The organism is Pseudomonas sp. B21-031 (assembly GCF_024748985.1).
In the GTDB taxonomy this organism is placed as follows: Bacteria; Pseudomonadota; Gammaproteobacteria; order Pseudomonadales; family Pseudomonadaceae; genus Aquipseudomonas; species Aquipseudomonas kermanshahensis.
Genome location: NZ_CP087181.1, coordinates 1,510,124 through 1,526,648, shown reverse-complemented (window position 1 = coordinate 1,526,648; position 16,525 = coordinate 1,510,124). Strand labels below are relative to the sequence as shown.

Genomic DNA, 16,525 nt, shown 5'->3' with positions numbered 1-16,525 from the left:
CCGCCCGCGCGGCGCATCGCGAGCAACGCTCGCTCCTACGTTTGTTTTTGGCCAATAACGCCTGTGACAGGCGCACGCGACCGCCTTGTATGTTCGACGCGATATCGCGCCATGCGCCAAGGCGGTCGCGCGCGTTTGCCCCAGGAATAACTGGCCCGAAACAAACGTAGGAGCGAGCGTTGCTCGCGATGCGCCGCGCGGGCGGCGCTCGATCTCAATACCGACACACCTGCCCCGCCAAGCACCTACAACCTGAAATGCCCCACCATCCCCTTCAAGTCCGTGCCCAACTGCGCCAGCTCGACACTCGACCTGGCATTGTCCTGCATCGCCAACGCCGCCTGATCGGCGCTGCCGCGGATCTGGGTGACGCTGCGGCTGATCTCTTCGGCCACCGAGCTCTGCTGCTCGGCTGCGGCGGCAATCTGTTGGTTCATCTGCTGGATCATTGAAACCGCCGAGGCAATGCTGCCCAGCGCGCTTTCGGTCTGCAACACATCCGCCACCGCCAAACGCACCAGCTCGGTACTGCCGCGGATCTGCGCCACTGACTGCTGGGCGTTGCCGCGCAAGCTCCCCACCAGGGTCTCGATCTGCTCGGTCGATTGCCGGGTACGCCGGGCCAAGGCCCGCACCTCATCGGCCACCACCGCAAAACCACGCCCCTGCTCGCCCGCACGCGCCGCCTCGATCGCGGCATTGAGCGCCAGCAGGTTGGTCTGCTCGGCGACGCTCTTGATCACTTCCAGCACATCACCAATGGTGTGGATCTCGGCACTGAGGCTGTCGATGCCGGCACTGGCCGTCTCGGCAGCCGACGCCAACTGCTCGATACGCTGCATGCTTTGACGCACCACCACCTGCCCAGACTCGACCTTGTCATCGGCAGACTGAGCCGCCTGCGCCGCTTCCTCGGCATTGCGCGCCACATCATGCACGGTGGCCGTCATCTGCTGCATGGCGGTGGCCACCTGTTCGGTCTCTTCCTTCTGGCTGCCCACCTCGCGGTTGGTCTGCTCGGTCACCGCCGACAGCGCCTGCGCACTGCCGGCCAGTTGCTCGATACCCTGCTGCAGCCCGCTGACAATGCCCGACAGCCCGGCCGCCATCTGCTGCATGGCCTGCATCAGCTGCCCCACCTCGTCGCGGCGCGGCGCTTCTGCCTCCAGGCTCAACTCGCCCGCGGCAATGCGCTGGGCACGGGCGATGACACGCTTGAGCGGGCCGACCACCGCACGGGTGATCAGCCAGGCAGCCAGCACCCCCACCAACAGCGCCAGCCCCGTGGCCAGGGCGATGGCCAGTGCATTGCGCGACAACTCACCTTGCAGGGCCTGCTCTTGCGCCAGGTAGGCCTGGTCGACCCGGCCGGTGACCTGCTCAGCCCGCGCCTGCAGCTGCGCCTTCAGGCCCTGCTCCTTGGCCAGCAGGTCGGTGTATTCGTTGAGTTTGTCGGAGAAACTGCCAATGTGCCCGGCCACCTCGCCCAACACACTCTGGTACCCGGCATCACTGACGGCGGCCTTGAGCTGTTCGACCAGGTTTGCGGCTTCGAGGGTTTGGGCGATGCGCGTCTGGCCCGCGCCTTCTTCACCCTTGCGGCTCTTGTCCAGGCGCACGCGGGCTTCGTCCATCGCTTGCAGCATCAGCCGCGACACCTGCGCCACCTGCGCGGCCTGCTCCAGAAACTCGCCGCCCTGCTGGCCCTGGGATTGTTTGAGGGTGTAGGTGCCGTCATCGGCCAGCCCGGCCTGCAGCACATCCAGGTTGTTGGCCACGCTGGACACCGACCAACTGGCCATGTCCAGCGCCAGCTCCTTGGCCTGCACCGCTTCGACAAAGGCCTCGAACGCCTGGCCATAGGCACTTAGCTCTGCCTCGGCCGCCGCCAGCGCCGGCAAGCCACGGGCGCGCTCGGCCAAGCCCTGCAAGCCCGTGCGCAAGGCCTCGGCCTGCTTGATGTCAGAACTCATGGCAAAGGTTTGTTCGTGCTGGCGCAACCTGAGCAGGTCGGTATTGAACTGGGCCAGCTGGCGCAAGCCGTCGAAGCGTTGGCCCACGCTGTGCAGCGCGGCGATGCCGATGGCCGCCACCGCCAGCGTCAACAACAGCACCAGGGTAAAGCCCAGGCCGAGCTTGCGGGCCATGCCCAGGTTGGCCAGAACACCGTGCTTGGTCGCGCCCATCGCCGATTCCCCTTCACCTTGTCAGGTTTTGCCGAAGGCCAAGCGTGGCAACGATACCCGTGCACTCACAAGGGCCTGACGCCAGAATAGTGTCAAATAGCTATGAGCGTGTCGCTTTCAGGGTGCTGGAGGTCGCCCTGCGTGTTTGAAGAAGGCCTGGGCGCGGGAATCCTGCCCGTAAGCGACATTGATGCGCAGCCAATCGCTGGTCGCACCCTGGTAATCGAAGGCGCTGCCAGGGGTGAGCAGCACCGCATGCTCCAGGGCCAGCCGCTCCAGGCTGGCAACGTCACGCCCGGGTACCCGCGCCCAGACGAACATACCGCCGTAAGGCTCACAGAACACCTCCCACCCCGCCTGCTCCAGTTGCCCGAGCAACTTGGCCATGTGCTGTCCCAGGCGCACCCGCAGGCGTTGCACGCTTTTGCGGTAGCTGCCGTTGGCGAGCATCTGCCCCACTACCTGCTCGGCGAAGCGCGATGTGCCGATGCCACTGACCATCTTCAGCTCGGCCAGCCGCGCCAGCAGGGCCGGGTCGGCGACCAGGTAGCCGACCCGCAGCGAGCTGCTGAGGGTTTTGGAAAAGCTGGCCATGTAGATGACCCGCTGTTCGCTGTCCAGCGTGGCCAGGCGCGTGGCCGGGCCTTCCTGGAAGTCGGCGTAGATATCGTCTTCGATGATGCGCAGGTCGTGCTCGCGGGCCAGCTCCAGCAGGCGGTAGGCAACCTTGGGGGTCAGGCTGGTGCCGGTCGGGTTGTGATACAGGCTGTTGATGAACAGGCAACGCGGGCGGTGTTCGGCCAGCAAGCGCTCCAGTGCCGCCAGGTCTGGGCCTTCGGCCAGGCGTGGCACGGGCAACATGCGCACCTGGTGCTGGCGCAGCAGGTTGTACAGGTTGTAGTAACCAGGGTTTTCCACCAGCACCGTATCGCCAGGGTGCAGCAAGGTGCGCACCAGCAGGTCGAGGCCATGGCTGGCGCCTTGGGTGGTGAGGATGCGTTCGGGGCCGGCGCTGATGTCCAGGCGCGCCAGGCGCTTGTGCAGTTGCTGACGCAGGCTGGCCAGGCCCAGCGGTGGGCAGTAGTCGAACAGGTCCTGCGGGTTGCCGCGGCTGACTTGGCGCACCGCCTGGGCCAGCTCGGTGGCCGCACGCCAGCTGTTGGGCAACCAGCCGCAGCCGAGCTTGAGCAGCTCGTCATGGCCCTCGCGAAACTGCCGCCAGTGGCCATCGCCAGCCTCGCCCCACGGCAGCCCATCGTCCGCCTCGCCCACCGGTTTGCGCTCGGCGACGAAAAAGCCAGTGCCATGCCGCGCCTCCAGCCAGCCGCTGGCGACCAGGCGATCATAGGCCTCGATCACACAAGACGCGCTGACCGCCTGGCTGCGCGCCAACGCACGGATCGACGGCAGACGGGCACCCGGGCGCAGGCGTTGGTGGTCGATCCAGGTTTGCAGGTGGTCGGTGAGCTGCTGCACCAAGGGCGTGGTGCTGGTGCGGTCTAGAGGGAGGTGCATGGCAAGTGTTCGCAGGTTTTGAGCGAACAGTTAAGCATAAATGGGGTGGCGGTGTGTCTGGTTGCGGGGGCTGATTGGAATCATTGTTGCCACGCCGGCACGGCCCTCACGTCGCACGCGCTTCGTGTAGGAGCAGCCTTGTGCTGCGAAGAGGCCGGTAAAAACAGCCAAGATTTCCGGTGTTGTCACCGGCCTCTTTGCAGCACAAGGCTGCTCCTACAGGGGTTTTCACAGCCCATTGAACTGCGAAGAGGCCGGCACTGCCCTCTTAAAACCCAGGATCTTACCGATGCCCCGCGCCCCCGCCAGACTGGCCTTCGCCCTGTGCCTGATCACCCTCGCCGTCAACCTCCAGGCCCCGCTCTACATCACCTACGCCGACCTCTCCGGCCAGGGGGCCGCCGCCACCGCCGTGGCCTTCTCCGGCTACGTGTTGGGCGTACTCCCGGTACTCCTGGCCCTCGGCGGGCTGGCCGACCGGGTTGGCCGCCGCCCGATGATCATTGCTGCGCTGATCCTGTCGATGATCGCCACCGTGCTCATGCTTCTCGCCCCCAGCCTGCAAACCCTCGGCCTGGCGCGGCTGTTCCTGGGCCTGGGTACCGGCCTTGCCTCGGCCACGGCAACCGCCTACATGGGCGAGCTGATGGGCAGTGACGGCAGCCCCCGTGCCGCCAACTGGGTCACCGCCAGCACCTCGCTGGGCTTTGGCCTGGGCGCCGCGCTTACCAGCCTGTTCCTGCTGCGCGGCCCGAGCCTGACCCCAGGCAGCTTCCACCTGCAGCTGCTGCTCGCCGCCGTTGCCCTGGTGCTGGTCTGGCGCCTGCCCGACCCGCGACCGACACAGCGCAGCGCCATGCTACGGCTGCCGTGCTACCCCCGCGGCAGCGTTGCCTACGGCCTGGCCATTTTGCTGGCTTGGGCCTGCGTTGGCTTGGTCATCGCCCTGCTGCCAGGGATTTTGCGCCAGCATGGTCTGAGTGCCTGGTCAGGCTTTTCGACCTTCTGCGTGATCAGCTGCGGCTTGTTGTTTCAGCCGATGGCACGTCGCCTGTCGAGCCTCAAGGCCACGCTGCTGGGGCTGCTGATTCTGCCGTGCAGTTACGCGGTGCTGGCCTGGGGGGCCGATGCTGGGCGACTGGGGGCCGTGTTGCTGGGGGCGGTGGCGGCCAGCAGTGCGTGTTACGGGTTTATCTACCTGGGCGGGTTGGCGGCGGTGAACCAACTGGCCGACACGGAAAAAACTCGGGCCAGTGCCGGGTTCTTCCTCCTGGCGTACCTGGGCTTCAGCTTGCCGGTGATCTTTACCGGTTTGCTGAGCGACCGCTTGGGGTCACGGACGGCCTTGCTGGTGTTTGGTGGGGTATTGCTGCTGGGGTGCGTGCTGGTTGGGTTGGCGTTGTGGTTGTCTTCGCGGGCCCTATCGCCGGCAAGCCGGCTCCCACAGGAGGTGCGGTGACCCGCAGGCAACAGGTGACCTGTGGGTGCCGGCTTGTCGGCGATAGGGCCGGGGATGACTGAGCAATACCCTGAAAGCGGGTCAGATCGCCGTAGCCCCACCATCCACTGTCAGGCTGTGCCCCGTGGTGAAGGCTGCCCCATCGCTGCACAGGTACAGCACCGCACTGGCAATCTCCTCCACCTTGCCGATGCGCCCCACCGGGTGCATCGCCGCCGCGAATTCCGCCTTGCGCGGGTCCGCTTCATAGGCACGGCGGAACATGTCGGTGTCGATCACCGCCGGGCACACCGCGTTAACCCGGATGCCCTTCTTCGCATACTCGATGGCCGCCGACTTGGTCAGGCCGATGACCGCGTGCTTGGAGGCACTGTAGATGCTCATCTTCGGCGCCGCCCCCAGCCCCGCCACCGACGCGGTATTGACGATCGCCCCACCGCCCTGGGCCAGCAGCAATGGCAACTGATACTTCATGCACAGCCACACCCCTTTGACGTTGACGCCCATGATGGCGTCGAACTGCGCCTCGCTGCCCTCGGCCAAGCGGCCCTGCTCGATCTCGATACCGGCATTGTTGTAGGCATAGTCCAAGCGGCCATAGGCAGCGATGAGCTGCTCATGCAACTGGCGCACATCCGCTTCCCGGGTGACGTCGCAGGCGATGAACATCGCGTCACCGCCCGCCTCGTGAATCAACGCCACCGTGGCCTCACCGCCGACCGGGTCGAGGTCGGCCACCACCACCTTCAAGCCTTCACGGGCGAAGGCCAACGCCGTTGCCTGGCCGATACCTGCGGCGCCACCGGTGACCAGGGCTACCTGGCCGGAAAAGGTCATGCTCATCGTTTGCTCCTGGTTGTTGTTTGGGGGATTGCATTAGGGCCGCTAGGTGCGGGTCTGGAGTGGGTGGCGCCTGTGAGATCGAGCGCCGCCCGCGCGGCGCATCGCGAGCAACGCTCGCTCCTACGTTTGTTTTTGGCCAGTAACGCCTGTGACAGGCGCGCGCGACCGCCTTGTTTGTTCGACGCGATATCGCGCCATGCGCCAAAGGCGGTCGCGCGCGTTTGCCCCAGGAATAATTGGCCCGAAACAAACGTAGGAGCGAGCGTTGCTCGCGATGCGCCGCGCGGGCGGCGCTCGATCTCCCGGCCACCAAACATCTTCCGCCGAACACCTGCCGGCCATTACCCAATGCCGCGCCAAACACCCACCAACTATCACCCCCCCTCTGCAGCAGAGCATAGTCACCCCCTTCCCCCAGTGCAGCATCATCACACCCACGGTTGAGCTACCATGCCTACCAGTGATTTTGCGCTACAACCTGCATCAGCAAGGTAAATTGCCCCTACACCGATCAACTGCCCACAAGGACCCGCCATGACCCAGACCAACCGCCGCTTCCTGCTCGCCAAACGCCCGGTCGGCGCCGTGCGCCGTGACGACTTCAGCTTCGAGGCGATACCCGCCGAGCAGCCCGGCGAAGGCCAGATTCTGGTGCGCAACCTGTACCTGTCCCTCGACCCCGCCATGCGCGGCTGGATGAACGAAGGCAAGTCCTATATCCCCCCGGTCGCCCTCGGCCAAGTAATGCGCGCCCTCGGCGTCGGCGAAGTGGTGGCCTCCAACCACCCCGACTACAAACCCGGCGACCACGTCAGCGGCCCGCTCGGCGTGCAGGACTACTTCACCGGCGAGCCCCAAGGCCTGCACAAAATCGACCCCAGCCTCGCCCCCCTGCCCCGCTACCTTTCGGCCCTGGGCATGACCGGCATGACCGCCTACTTCGCCCTGCTCGAAGTCGGCCAACCCAAAGCCGGTGACACCGTGGTCATCTCCGGCGCCGCCGGCGCAGTCGGCAGCATCGTCGGGCAAATCGCCAAGCTCAAAGGCTGCCACGTGGTCGGCATCGCCGGCGGCGCCGAAAAATGCCAATACCTCAAGGACGAACTCGGCTTCGACGGCGTCATCGACTACAAGGCCGAAGACGTACTGGCCGGCCTCAAGCGCGAATGCCCGAAAGGGGTAGACGTCTACTTTGACAACGTCGGCGGCGAGATCCTCGATGCCGTGCTCACCCGCATCAACCTCAAGGCCCGCATTGTCATTTGCGGCGCCATCAGCCAGTACAACAACAAAGAAGCCGTCAAAGGCCCGGCCAACTACCTGTCGCTGCTGGTGAACCGCGCGCGCATGGAAGGCTTCGTGGTGTTTGACCATGCCAAGGATTACGGCAAAGCCGCGCAGGAAATCGCCGGCTGGCTGGCCACTGGCAAAGTGAAGAGTAAGGAAGATGTGGTGGAAGGGTTGGAAACCTTCCCAGAGACGCTGCTCAAGCTGTTCAGCGGCGAGAATTTTGGCAAGTTGGTGTTGAAGGTCTGACAGCGTAGGCCCTGGATTTCAGTGCCTGTCTCGATTGTTGTGTCGGGGCGTAAATCGAGCGCCGCCCGCGCGGCGCATCGCGAGCAACGCTCGCTCCTACGTTTGTTTTGGCCAATAACGCCTGTAGCAGGCGCGCGCGACCGCCTTGGCGCATGGCGCGATATCGTGTCGTACAAACAAGGCGGTCGCGCGCGTTTGCCCCAGGAATAACTGGCCCGAAACAAACGTAGGAGCGAGCGTTGCTCGCGATGCGCCGCGCGGGCGGCGCTCGATCTTACAGGCACCAAAACTGCTGTGGCGAACCCCTACCCACGCAAACGCAACCCAGCCCCTTACCCGCGAATTTCAGCTACAACCGCAGCCAAAGCCTGTGCCGGGTCCGCCGCCTTGCTGATCGGCCGCCCGATCACCAAGTAATCAGAGCCAGCATCCAACGCCTGGCGCGGGGTCAAAATGCGGCGTTGGTCATCCTGGGCGCTACCTGCCGGGCGAATACCCGGGGTCACCAGTTGCAGCGAAGGGTGCGCAGCCTTCAGTGCGGTCGCCTCCAGCGCCGAGCACACCAACCCGTCCATGCCCGCCTTCTCGGCCAAGGCCGCCAGGCGCAGCACTTGTTCTTGCGGGTCAACATCCAGGCCGATACCCGCCAGGTCTTCACGCTCCATGCTGGTCAGCACGGTCACGCCAATCAGCAACGGCTGCGGGCCGCTGCGCTTGGCCAGCACTTCACGGCAGGCCGACATCATGCGCAGGCCACCAGAGCAATGCACGTTGACCATCCACACGCCCATCTCGGCGGCAGCCTTGACGGCCATGGCCGTGGTGTTAGGGATGTCGTGGAACTTGAGGTCGAGGAATACTTCGAAGCCCTTGGCACACAGGGTTTCGACGATGCCCGAGGCACTGCTGGTGAACAGCTCCTTGCCAACCTTTACCCGGCACAGCGCAGGGTCAAGCTGGTCAGCCAGCTTCAGAGCGGCCTCACGGGTAGGGAAGTCGAGGGCGACGATCAGGGGCGTCTGGCAGGCGGACATGGTCAGGGTCTCTTGGCAAGTCGAAAACGGCGCGCATTGTAAACGAAGTGACGCAGGCTTTGGGGGCCGCGGGTCATGGAATTGGCCCTGCAACGCCTGACTTCTATAATTGAACCAAAGGAACCGGCAATTGCTCAAATTTCATACAAGCGCCGCCCCATGATGATTAAAGGAGAACGACAATGCCCTGGTATGCCTGGCTGATACTCATCATAGCCCTCGGCTCGATTGTCGGCGGCTTGATGATGCTGCGAGATACGGCGAAGAAACTGCCGTTGACGGATGAGCAACTGCGCAAGGTGCATGAGCGCAATGCTGAGGCTGATGCGAAGGACGCGCAGGACCGCTAAATCCCCTGCTCCATTCCCTATAGAAGACAGCAACGTCCATTCGACGTCGCTGTCATGCCAACTGCAAAGCCCTTAGTCCGCCCCCTCTCAACCTGTGGGAGCGGGCTTGCCCGCGAAGAATCCAACACACTCTTCGCTCGAGTTCCAGCTGGCTTTATCTATACCTCTCCTTGGCCAATTGATGCATACGTCCATAAATGGGCTGAGCCAAGCACCGCCTGCCCAGCCCGACTGCTGATTACTCCACCATTACCTTGTCCCGATTACGCTCCAGCAACGCATTGCCGATTCCCTTGATCTCCAGCAGCTCATCCACTGACGCGAATGGGCCGTTGGCTTCCCGGTAGGCGACGATCGCTTCAGCCTTGGCCTTGCCGATGCCGTTCAGTTCTTTTTGCAGGGTCGGGGCATCGGCCTTGTTCAGGTCTAGGCGGGTGGTCTGAGCGTCCATGTGGGTGACGATTGGCACTGGTTCCTGCAGGGCGGTAGTGCTGGCGGGGGCGGCGCTGACCGAGAAGGACAGGCTGGCGAACAGGGGGAGAAGCAGGTAGGACAGAACGGTATTGCGCATTAGGGATCACTCCTTGAGGTTTGGGTTTTACGTGCAGCGGTTTCCTTGGCTGCACCTCCAAATTAGCGTCAATTGAGCGGAATAGCACAGCGATTGGCTATAGGAATGATTGCGAAATTTAACGTTAATGAATGATGATGGATAGGTAAAAGGAAAGGTCCTACAGCGACAAGGAAACCTTTCTAATTCAATGTATTTCAGGATGCATGACCACCCGATAGCGGCAATGCGCCATCACCCCAAATCGCGACTATTCGTCACATAACCCGACTAAGTGATTAGATCTTTGCGATAGATTAATAGCCATCTGGCTTGACGCTTATACCCTCTCACGCTTAACCTTCCGCCCCTTAGAACAGGGAAGTTTCCGGTTTAATCCGCGCAAAGTCGTCTACGGGCGAGCCTTTCCTGAAGATGAATTCCGGCGTGCCTAGGCACGCTGCTTTGCTTTGCGGTCGCTATCTTGAAGCCTCGTTCCTCTCTGCAGATCCAGAAATCAGTCATCTTCGCCCTCGTATTGCGTGAGGCGCGTGCGCGTCTCGGCACCCGCCGCATGGGCGCCGTCTGGATGCTATTGGAACCCGTCTGCCACCTGCTGGTGTTCTCCGTATTGTTCGCGATGATCCGCGCGCGCTCTGTTTCAGGCGTCGAGTACCCGGTTTTCATTCTGGTTGGCCTGGCACCCTTCCTCCTTTATCGCAATACTGCCCTGCGCCTGATGGACAGCCTGCGAGAAAACCGCTCACTGTTTGGCTACAAGCAGATCAAACCCCTGGACACCTACGTCGCCAGGGTCATCGTTGAGACCTGCATTGCGGCCACGGTCTACGCCATCTTGGTGTTCGGCTTCGCATGGTATGGCTTCGATATGACAGTCCATAGCCCGCTGCAGTGGATTGCCACACTGGCACTTGGCCTGCTGTTTTCCTTCGGACTGGGAATGCTTCTGGCGCTGATAACACACGCAATTCCGGGTCTGAAGATCGTCATTCGTATGGCTTTCTTCCCTCTTTACTTCATCTCAGGCGTGCTGATCCCGGCATCCTACCTACCCCAAGCCATGATGCCCGTGCTGTTGCTCAACCCTTTCCTGCACATTCTCGAACTGATTCGCGCAGAGGTATTGCCCCACTACACCCCGGTGGACGGCGTGTCCGAAACGTACGTCATCGCCTTCACATTGGTGTTGCTATTCCTGTCCTTAGGCACCTATCGCGCCCGCAGGATGCACCTGATTTCCACCAAGAACGGTTAAGCGCAGGCCAAACGTGTTCGAGCTCAGAAACGTCACCAAGTCTTATCTCACACCCAAAGGACGCCGGTATGTCTTCCGGAACCTGTCGCTGGCTATTCCACCCGGCAAGAACATCGGCCTGATTGGTCGTAATGGCGCTGGTAAATCCACACTTATGCGCTTGCTCGGCGGTGCTGACGTGCCGGACTCAGGGACCATCGCTACCGACCGTAGCATTTCTTGGCCGGTAGGTTTGACGGGTGGCTTCCAAGGCAGCATGACTGGCCGTGACAACATCAAGTTCGTATGTCGCGTGTACGGCGCCACAGGCGAGGCAATGCGCGACAAAGTCCGCTATGTACAAGAGTTTGCGGAAATTGGCGACTGGATTGATGAGCCAATCAAAACCTACTCGTCCGGCATGCGCTCGCGCGTCGCTTTCGGGCTCAGCATGGCGTTCGATTTCGACTACTACCTCATCGACGAAGTGATGTCGGTCGGCGACGCGCAGTTCAAGCGTAAGTGCGCCAAGGTGTTTAAAGAGAAATTGCAGAGCTCGAATGTTGTCCTGGTGTCCCACTCGATGCCCGAAATCAAGAAGCTCTGCGACGTGGTACTGCTGGTACGTGACGGCGGGATCCACGTGTATGAAGACGTCGACGAAGGCATCCACGCCTACAAGAGCTGACTTCCCCATTCCAATCAAGCAGCACAGTTCCACTTGAAGGATGTATCCAACTATGAGCAGTACGGGTAAAAAGAAGGGCTGGGGCCTGGCGATGGCCATGGTGATTCTGCCGATGATCCTGGCAGCCATTTACTATGGCGTATTCGCTGTAGACCGCTTCGTCAGCTCCGCCCAAGTGGTAGTGCGTCAGGACGGCAGCAACCAGGGCGCTCAGGTGCCAGGGCTTGCAACACTTTTGACCGGCGCTAACCCAGCCTCTCGGGAGGAGACTCTGTACCTGCGCGAATACATCACGTCGATGGACATGATGCTTCTGCTCGAAGACAAAGTTCATTGGATCGAGCAATTCGCCGCTCAACGCAGTGACCTATTCTTCTGGCTCGACAAAGACGCTCAGCGTGAAGATTTGCTGAACTACTATCAGCGCATGGTTTCGGCCCACTATGACGAGACTACCGGCCTGCTGCGCGTAGAGGTTCAGGCGTTCACGCCAGAGCTGTCCGAACAGATGCTACGCGTAATCCTTCAAGCCAGCGAACATTTCGTCAACGAAGTAAGCCACAATATCGCACGCGAACAGATGAAGTTTGCCCAGGGTGAGCTTGAAACCGCGCGCCTCAATTACGCAACTCGAAAGACTCAGTTGCTGACCTTCCAGAACGTTAACAAGGTGCTTGACGGGGGCAACACTGCCCAAAGCCGCGCAACCATCATTGCCGACCTCGAAGGCCAGTACACCAAAGAGCAGGCTGCTCTGACCGAAATGAGCTTCAAATTGCGCGCTGATGCACCTCAGGTTCGCCAACAGCGGCAGAAGGTAGAAGCCATCACTCAGCAGCTCGCTAAAGAGAAACGCCTGCTGGTCTCGTCGCCACAAGGCTCACAGTTGAACGTGGTCGCATCGCAATACCAACAACTGACCCTTGATGCAGGCATCGCCGAAGAATCCTACAAGACTGCTGTAGCTGCGCTGGATAACGCCCGTATTGAGGCCAGCAAGAAAATCCGCACCCTGGTGACCGTAGTCAGCCCGAACACACCACAACTCGCCCTGTATCCAGAGCGCTTGTACAACCTGGCAACCATTTTGCTTGGCCTTCTGATGCTTTATGGCATCACCCGCTTCATTCTGGCTTCGATCGAGGATCATCGTGATTAAATCCCTGGCTACCTCCCGCACCTTCAACCAGAAGCTGCTAGCGCTGGCCCTGGCTACCATGGGCCTGGCTGGCTGTGGCGGAACACTTTCCGGCGCTGGCCCTTACAAGGGCACGATTGAAAGCAAGACCGAAAACTACAACCTTATAGACATTAATGCCAACACCATTAGCCCCTATATGGCTAAACCTTCGCGCCCCCCATTGGCCACCATCAGTAAGCCACTATCGCCTGAAGTTCGGTTAGCCCCAGGCGATACTCTAAACGTACTGATCGCCGATACTGCACCCGAGGGATCCGCCCTGTTTGCTCCCTTAGCAACAGGCGGCACCCAACTTAAGTCACGCATCGACTCACAAGGCATGCTGTCGCTCCCCTATGTCGGCCGCCAGTTCGTCGCAGGTATGACCCTTGATCAGGTTGAACAGATGATTCGCCGTCAACTCAAGGGCATTACTACCGACGTGCAAACGCACATAGAACTAGTCGGCGACCTTTCTGGATCCGTACTGGTTGCTGGCGCAGTAAAGACCCCAGGTCGATTCAGCACATTACAAGGACCATTAACCCTACTGGATGCTGTCAACCAAGCTGGAGGCCCACTAATGGAAGCCCATCTAGTAAACGTTACAGTACGCACCGGCACCCAAGTACAACAATTCAATTACGAAGACGTACTGGCCGGCAACAACATGACACTTCGCCCAAATTCCGAAGTTGTTCTTGACCGGGCACGCCAAAGATTTGTGGCTATGGGTGCAGTTGGTGATCCAGGCCTCAAAGATCTACCCAGCCAGAACACTAACCTGTTAGACGCCCTGGGTAGCGTAGGAGGGTTGCGAGAGCAAAACGCTAACCCAGAGGGTGTGTTCATTTTCCGAATGGAAAAAGGAACAAAAGCAAAACCAACAGTACTTCGCCTTAACATGCGCGATCCTGCGGCTATATTCTACGCCAGACAGATCGCAATCCAGCCAGATGATACCATTTACGTGACCAACGCCGCTGTACACGAATGGCAAAAAATCATTAGCCCTATCATTCAGACACTACTAGTTGGAAGAGCAGTCTCTCAATAACACAAAGCCCTGCCTTTTCTCAAAAAGCAGGGCTTAATTTCCTCGCAGTTAAATATACAGCATATAGCAAAAAATCAAGCAGCAAGCTTTTCAATACGGGCGGCCACCTTCTCCCTATCCGCACCATTCTCAAGGGAGGCTTCGAGATACTTTCTAGCTAGATCTTTATTCCCTTCCGCCGCGTAAACATCTGACAACATCATTAATACAATATGAGCAGTCGGATTAAATTTCAAATAAGAATGGAAGTGCACTTTTGCATAAGCGTGCTGATTATTCAGCATCAACGCTCGCCCCAGTCGATAGCGAGCCCCAATATAATGAGGCGCCGAACCCACGGACATAAGCAGGTACTTTAACGCTTCGGAAGCCCTCTTGCGCTCTAGCAAACTTGTACCCATCATATAATTAGCATACTCATGCCGCACATCTAGCAACAGAGCGCGACAAGCCTCAACCTCGACAGCCTCCCAATCTTTTTCCTTGAATGCCAAGAATGTCTTGTGCAAAGCCTTAACTAGCGCCGGATTTTTAACAGAAGCTCCGACCTCAACTATTTCAGGCAATGAAGCACCTTCCGACCAACTCCTCACAAATTCGGAAAGACCATAATATTCTTTAATAAAGGGCGCGCCACCATGCCCCACACCAGTCAATGTAATCGTCTTAACATTTTCAAGATCACGGACATGCGCGGCCGCAACCAAATCAAGAGCATCACACTCTCCGGCAATTTGCAAAACCTTAGCCGACGAAGACTGAATCAATGGACGCAAATCTGGAAATGCAACCTGTATATCTTTAGGCATTCGCTTCTGGCTACGACTACCATTAATCTTTAGCCTTGTATCGTAACCGAATGCAAGTACATTTGCACCCAAGGCAGCACCGTATAAGACAGCACCATACCCTCCCATACTCACGCCCACAAAGAAAACTTCTTCGACTTTGAGATAGTCAACCAACTCCTTCAAATACCGAACAGTACCCTCATGACTATCTCCAAAACCAGGAATACCTTTCTGATACCACTCATTTCTCCCATTATTTAAAAACAACAAATGAGAGGACTGCGAATTCCCAACATGCCAAAAATCAAACTTTCCATCAGTCTTATCCGTACCAGCCAAAAACACCATTAGCTGTTTCGAACCAGGCCTCTCCACGATTTTGAAATGCTTTCCTTCAAGCGACATTGCGTCAAACATAACACACGAACCCATCTTAAAATTTACACATTGACAAATTAGGCTAAAAAAGAAGCAAAAGCAATACCACCGGACTCATCAGGGTATGTTTTTTCACTGACCAACAAATCACCCACACAATTTACTCACAGATAAGCGATGAGTTAGCCTCGACCCGATTACCAACATTCATCCTTCCATCCGGCTTGGGCTTGTACTTAAACGGCTCCAAGACCTGACCCACAACCCTTGCATCTATTTTATTATTGGATACGACATTATTATCACCTTCAAGCCTAACTGGAACTTTAACATCACAAAACCGATTCAATTCAATATTATTGTAATTAGCAAAATCCTCGTAATAACTCCCACTACCATCAACGGCCGGATCACCACACCCCCATTTACTCAAATTTCGACTTTGACGTGACGCGACCCAGACACCGACCGGCTGATGTCGAAACTCATTCTCAATGATCTCATTATAATCACTAGACTGCCAACGAAGCACAGACTTTCCTGACTTAAAATTCTCCCCACAGTTCTTGTAAATAAAAACCCCACCAGCAGAATTCCCCTCAAACACATTCCCCCTGACCACATTATGAGCCGAAGAGTCGATAGCCAAGCCCTCTCGGCGCGTCAGAGTTCCATTATTTAATATTTTATTATTCAGAACGCTTATATTTCGACTCCCCTGCTCAAGGTAAACCCCAACCTTGCCAGCCTCACGAATAATTGAGTTCTTCAAGACAGACCTTTGAACATAGCTGTCAAAATAGACCCCGCCACGCCCACCAACAGTCTGCACGTTATCAATAACAATATTTTCAGGCGACACATCATAGTTGGCCTTATAATCCTTCAAAAGTGACCACTTAGGTACTCCTGAAGTCACATTGAGCACCCGACCATTAAAGTTCTCAATTCGACAATTTTTGACAACTACATTTCTTATTTTTTTTCCACGACCATTAATCGAAATAGCTGTTTCCAGCAGGTTCTTCCCATCCAAAAGCGCACCCGCACAGTCAAGCACCGTATCACTACTGGAGATCACAATCGGGGAGCTATAGGTGCACCCCTTCTGAAGACTGACCTTACCAACAAACGTCCGTGGTAAGCTGCAATCTACAGGCCCGGCAACTGAAATACCCACTACTGAAAACCATACAGCAATCATCACCAGGAAACGCACAAGCAAAAGCACACAGCACCCCCTAAAAATTTTGAAACACACACTTCAAAAGCACCCACCCCCTAAACCTAGCAGCACCACCACGCTTCCGCCACACCTAGTCGATGCTGGCATCGCGATCCAACCTCAACTCCGTACTGAGATGACATACCCACCCCCATAATGAAGCCAGCATCAGTGAAATTAAAATCATAATTAGAGGGCCGAGCAATAAGCATATGAAATACTTCAAGTCCCACCTCGGAAATCTTGTAAAAAAGCAACCCTCCCACTCTTTTACAAGCCCACCATGACGAAAACATGTCACTCGCAAGATCAAACAGAAGCGTATTTCAAGCAAATATTGCCAGGCTCACGCTCAACCATTAAAACAGCGCCAGCTTTTTGACAACTGGACCCCACTTAACAGCACCTAAAACGAACAAACAATATCAATTTGATATCACCCGTATTGACCATAAAATCTCTAAAAGAACGCTAAAAT

14 protein-coding genes and 1 pseudogene are annotated in these 16,525 nt (G+C 58.2%); 7 read left to right on the top strand and 8 right to left on the bottom strand.

What is annotated here, in order from left to right; translation table 11 throughout:
* Nucleotides 1–245: 245 nt before the first annotated feature.
* From LOY53_RS26830 to LOY53_RS06865, 3 genes and pseudogenes are all read right to left on the bottom strand, one after another.
* Nucleotides 246–1,109, bottom strand: coding sequence for a methyl-accepting chemotaxis protein (locus LOY53_RS26830; protein ID WP_371098508.1), 864 nt, complete (start codon nucleotides 1,107–1,109; stop codon nucleotides 246–248).
* Nucleotides 1,107–1,634, bottom strand: a pseudogene (locus LOY53_RS26825) (HAMP domain-containing protein); the annotation flags it as partial. The gene LOY53_RS26830 and the pseudogene LOY53_RS26825, both read right to left, overlap by 3 nt.
* A gap of 669 nt (nucleotides 1,635–2,303) precedes the next feature.
* A complete protein-coding gene (locus LOY53_RS06865) occupies nucleotides 2,304–3,701 on the bottom strand; it encodes a PLP-dependent aminotransferase family protein (protein ID WP_258703772.1) in 1,398 nt (465 codons plus the stop codon).
* Nucleotides 3,702–3,990: 289 nt separating this feature from the next.
* Between LOY53_RS06865 and LOY53_RS06860 the strand changes: the two genes are divergently transcribed.
* Entirely contained in the window at nucleotides 3,991–5,160 is a 1,170-nt protein-coding gene (locus LOY53_RS06860) for an MFS transporter (protein WP_258703771.1), read from the top strand.
* A gap of 81 nt (nucleotides 5,161–5,241) precedes the next feature.
* Here LOY53_RS06860 and LOY53_RS06855 read toward each other — a convergent pair whose 3' ends face one another.
* Entirely contained in the window at nucleotides 5,242–6,003 is a 762-nt protein-coding gene (locus tag LOY53_RS06855; protein ID WP_258703770.1) for an SDR family oxidoreductase, read from the bottom strand.
* A 534-nt stretch (nucleotides 6,004–6,537) separates the two neighbouring features.
* Here LOY53_RS06855 and LOY53_RS06850 point away from each other — a divergent pair.
* Nucleotides 6,538–7,539 carry an NADP-dependent oxidoreductase gene (locus LOY53_RS06850; protein ID WP_258703769.1) on the top strand — a complete coding sequence of 334 codons (1,002 nt, stop codon included), beginning with the start codon at nucleotides 6,538–6,540 and terminating at the stop codon, nucleotides 7,537–7,539.
* 332 nt (nucleotides 7,540–7,871) lie between these two features.
* On the opposite strand, the gene pyrF is transcribed toward LOY53_RS06850, so the two are convergent.
* Nucleotides 7,872–8,573 (bottom strand): orotidine-5'-phosphate decarboxylase, encoded by a 702-nt coding sequence (gene pyrF, locus LOY53_RS06845; RefSeq protein ID WP_258703768.1) that lies wholly within the window; start codon nucleotides 8,571–8,573, stop codon nucleotides 7,872–7,874.
* Between the two features lie 182 nt (nucleotides 8,574–8,755).
* On the opposite strand from pyrF, the gene LOY53_RS06840 reads away from it, so the two are divergent.
* Nucleotides 8,756–8,923 (top strand): DUF2897 family protein, encoded by a 168-nt coding sequence (locus tag LOY53_RS06840; RefSeq protein WP_016500979.1) that lies wholly within the window; start codon nucleotides 8,756–8,758, stop codon nucleotides 8,921–8,923.
* A gap of 238 nt (nucleotides 8,924–9,161) precedes the next feature.
* On the opposite strand, the gene LOY53_RS06835 is transcribed toward LOY53_RS06840, so the two are convergent.
* Entirely contained in the window at nucleotides 9,162–9,494 is a 333-nt protein-coding gene (locus tag LOY53_RS06835; RefSeq protein WP_252827049.1) for a ComEA family DNA-binding protein, read from the bottom strand.
* Between the two features lie 463 nt (nucleotides 9,495–9,957).
* Between LOY53_RS06835 and LOY53_RS06830 the strand changes: the two genes are divergently transcribed.
* The 4 genes from LOY53_RS06830 to LOY53_RS06815 are packed head-to-tail and all read left to right on the top strand — an operon-like array spanning nucleotide 9,958 to nucleotide 13,653.
* Nucleotides 9,958–10,749 carry an ABC transporter permease gene (locus LOY53_RS06830; RefSeq protein ID WP_258703767.1) on the top strand — a complete coding sequence of 264 codons (792 nt, stop codon included), beginning with the start codon at nucleotides 9,958–9,960 and terminating at the stop codon, nucleotides 10,747–10,749.
* 13 nt (nucleotides 10,750–10,762) lie between these two features.
* On the top strand, nucleotides 10,763–11,416 hold the full coding sequence (locus LOY53_RS06825) for an ABC transporter ATP-binding protein (RefSeq protein WP_258703766.1): 654 nt from the start codon (nucleotides 10,763–10,765) through the stop codon (nucleotides 11,414–11,416).
* A 52-nt stretch (nucleotides 11,417–11,468) separates the two neighbouring features.
* Entirely contained in the window at nucleotides 11,469–12,575 is a 1,107-nt protein-coding gene (locus LOY53_RS06820; RefSeq protein ID WP_309475943.1) for an ABC transporter permease, read from the top strand.
* The gene (locus tag LOY53_RS06815) at nucleotides 12,568–13,653 is read left to right on the top strand and encodes a polysaccharide biosynthesis/export family protein (RefSeq protein WP_258703764.1); all 1,086 of its coding nucleotides are present in this window, start codon (nucleotides 12,568–12,570) and stop codon (nucleotides 13,651–13,653) included. The genes LOY53_RS06820 and LOY53_RS06815 overlap by 8 nt, the downstream gene beginning before the upstream one ends.
* Before the next feature lie 74 nt (nucleotides 13,654–13,727).
* Here LOY53_RS06815 and LOY53_RS06810 read toward each other — a convergent pair whose 3' ends face one another.
* Both LOY53_RS06810 and LOY53_RS06805 read right to left on the bottom strand, forming a co-directional pair.
* Entirely contained in the window at nucleotides 13,728–14,861 is a 1,134-nt protein-coding gene (locus tag LOY53_RS06810; RefSeq protein ID WP_258703763.1) for an alpha/beta hydrolase, read from the bottom strand.
* Nucleotides 14,862–14,982: 121 nt separating this feature from the next.
* A complete protein-coding gene (locus LOY53_RS06805) occupies nucleotides 14,983–16,053 on the bottom strand; it encodes a right-handed parallel beta-helix repeat-containing protein (RefSeq protein WP_258703762.1) in 1,071 nt (356 codons plus the stop codon).
* Nucleotides 16,054–16,525: the final 472 nt, after the last annotated feature.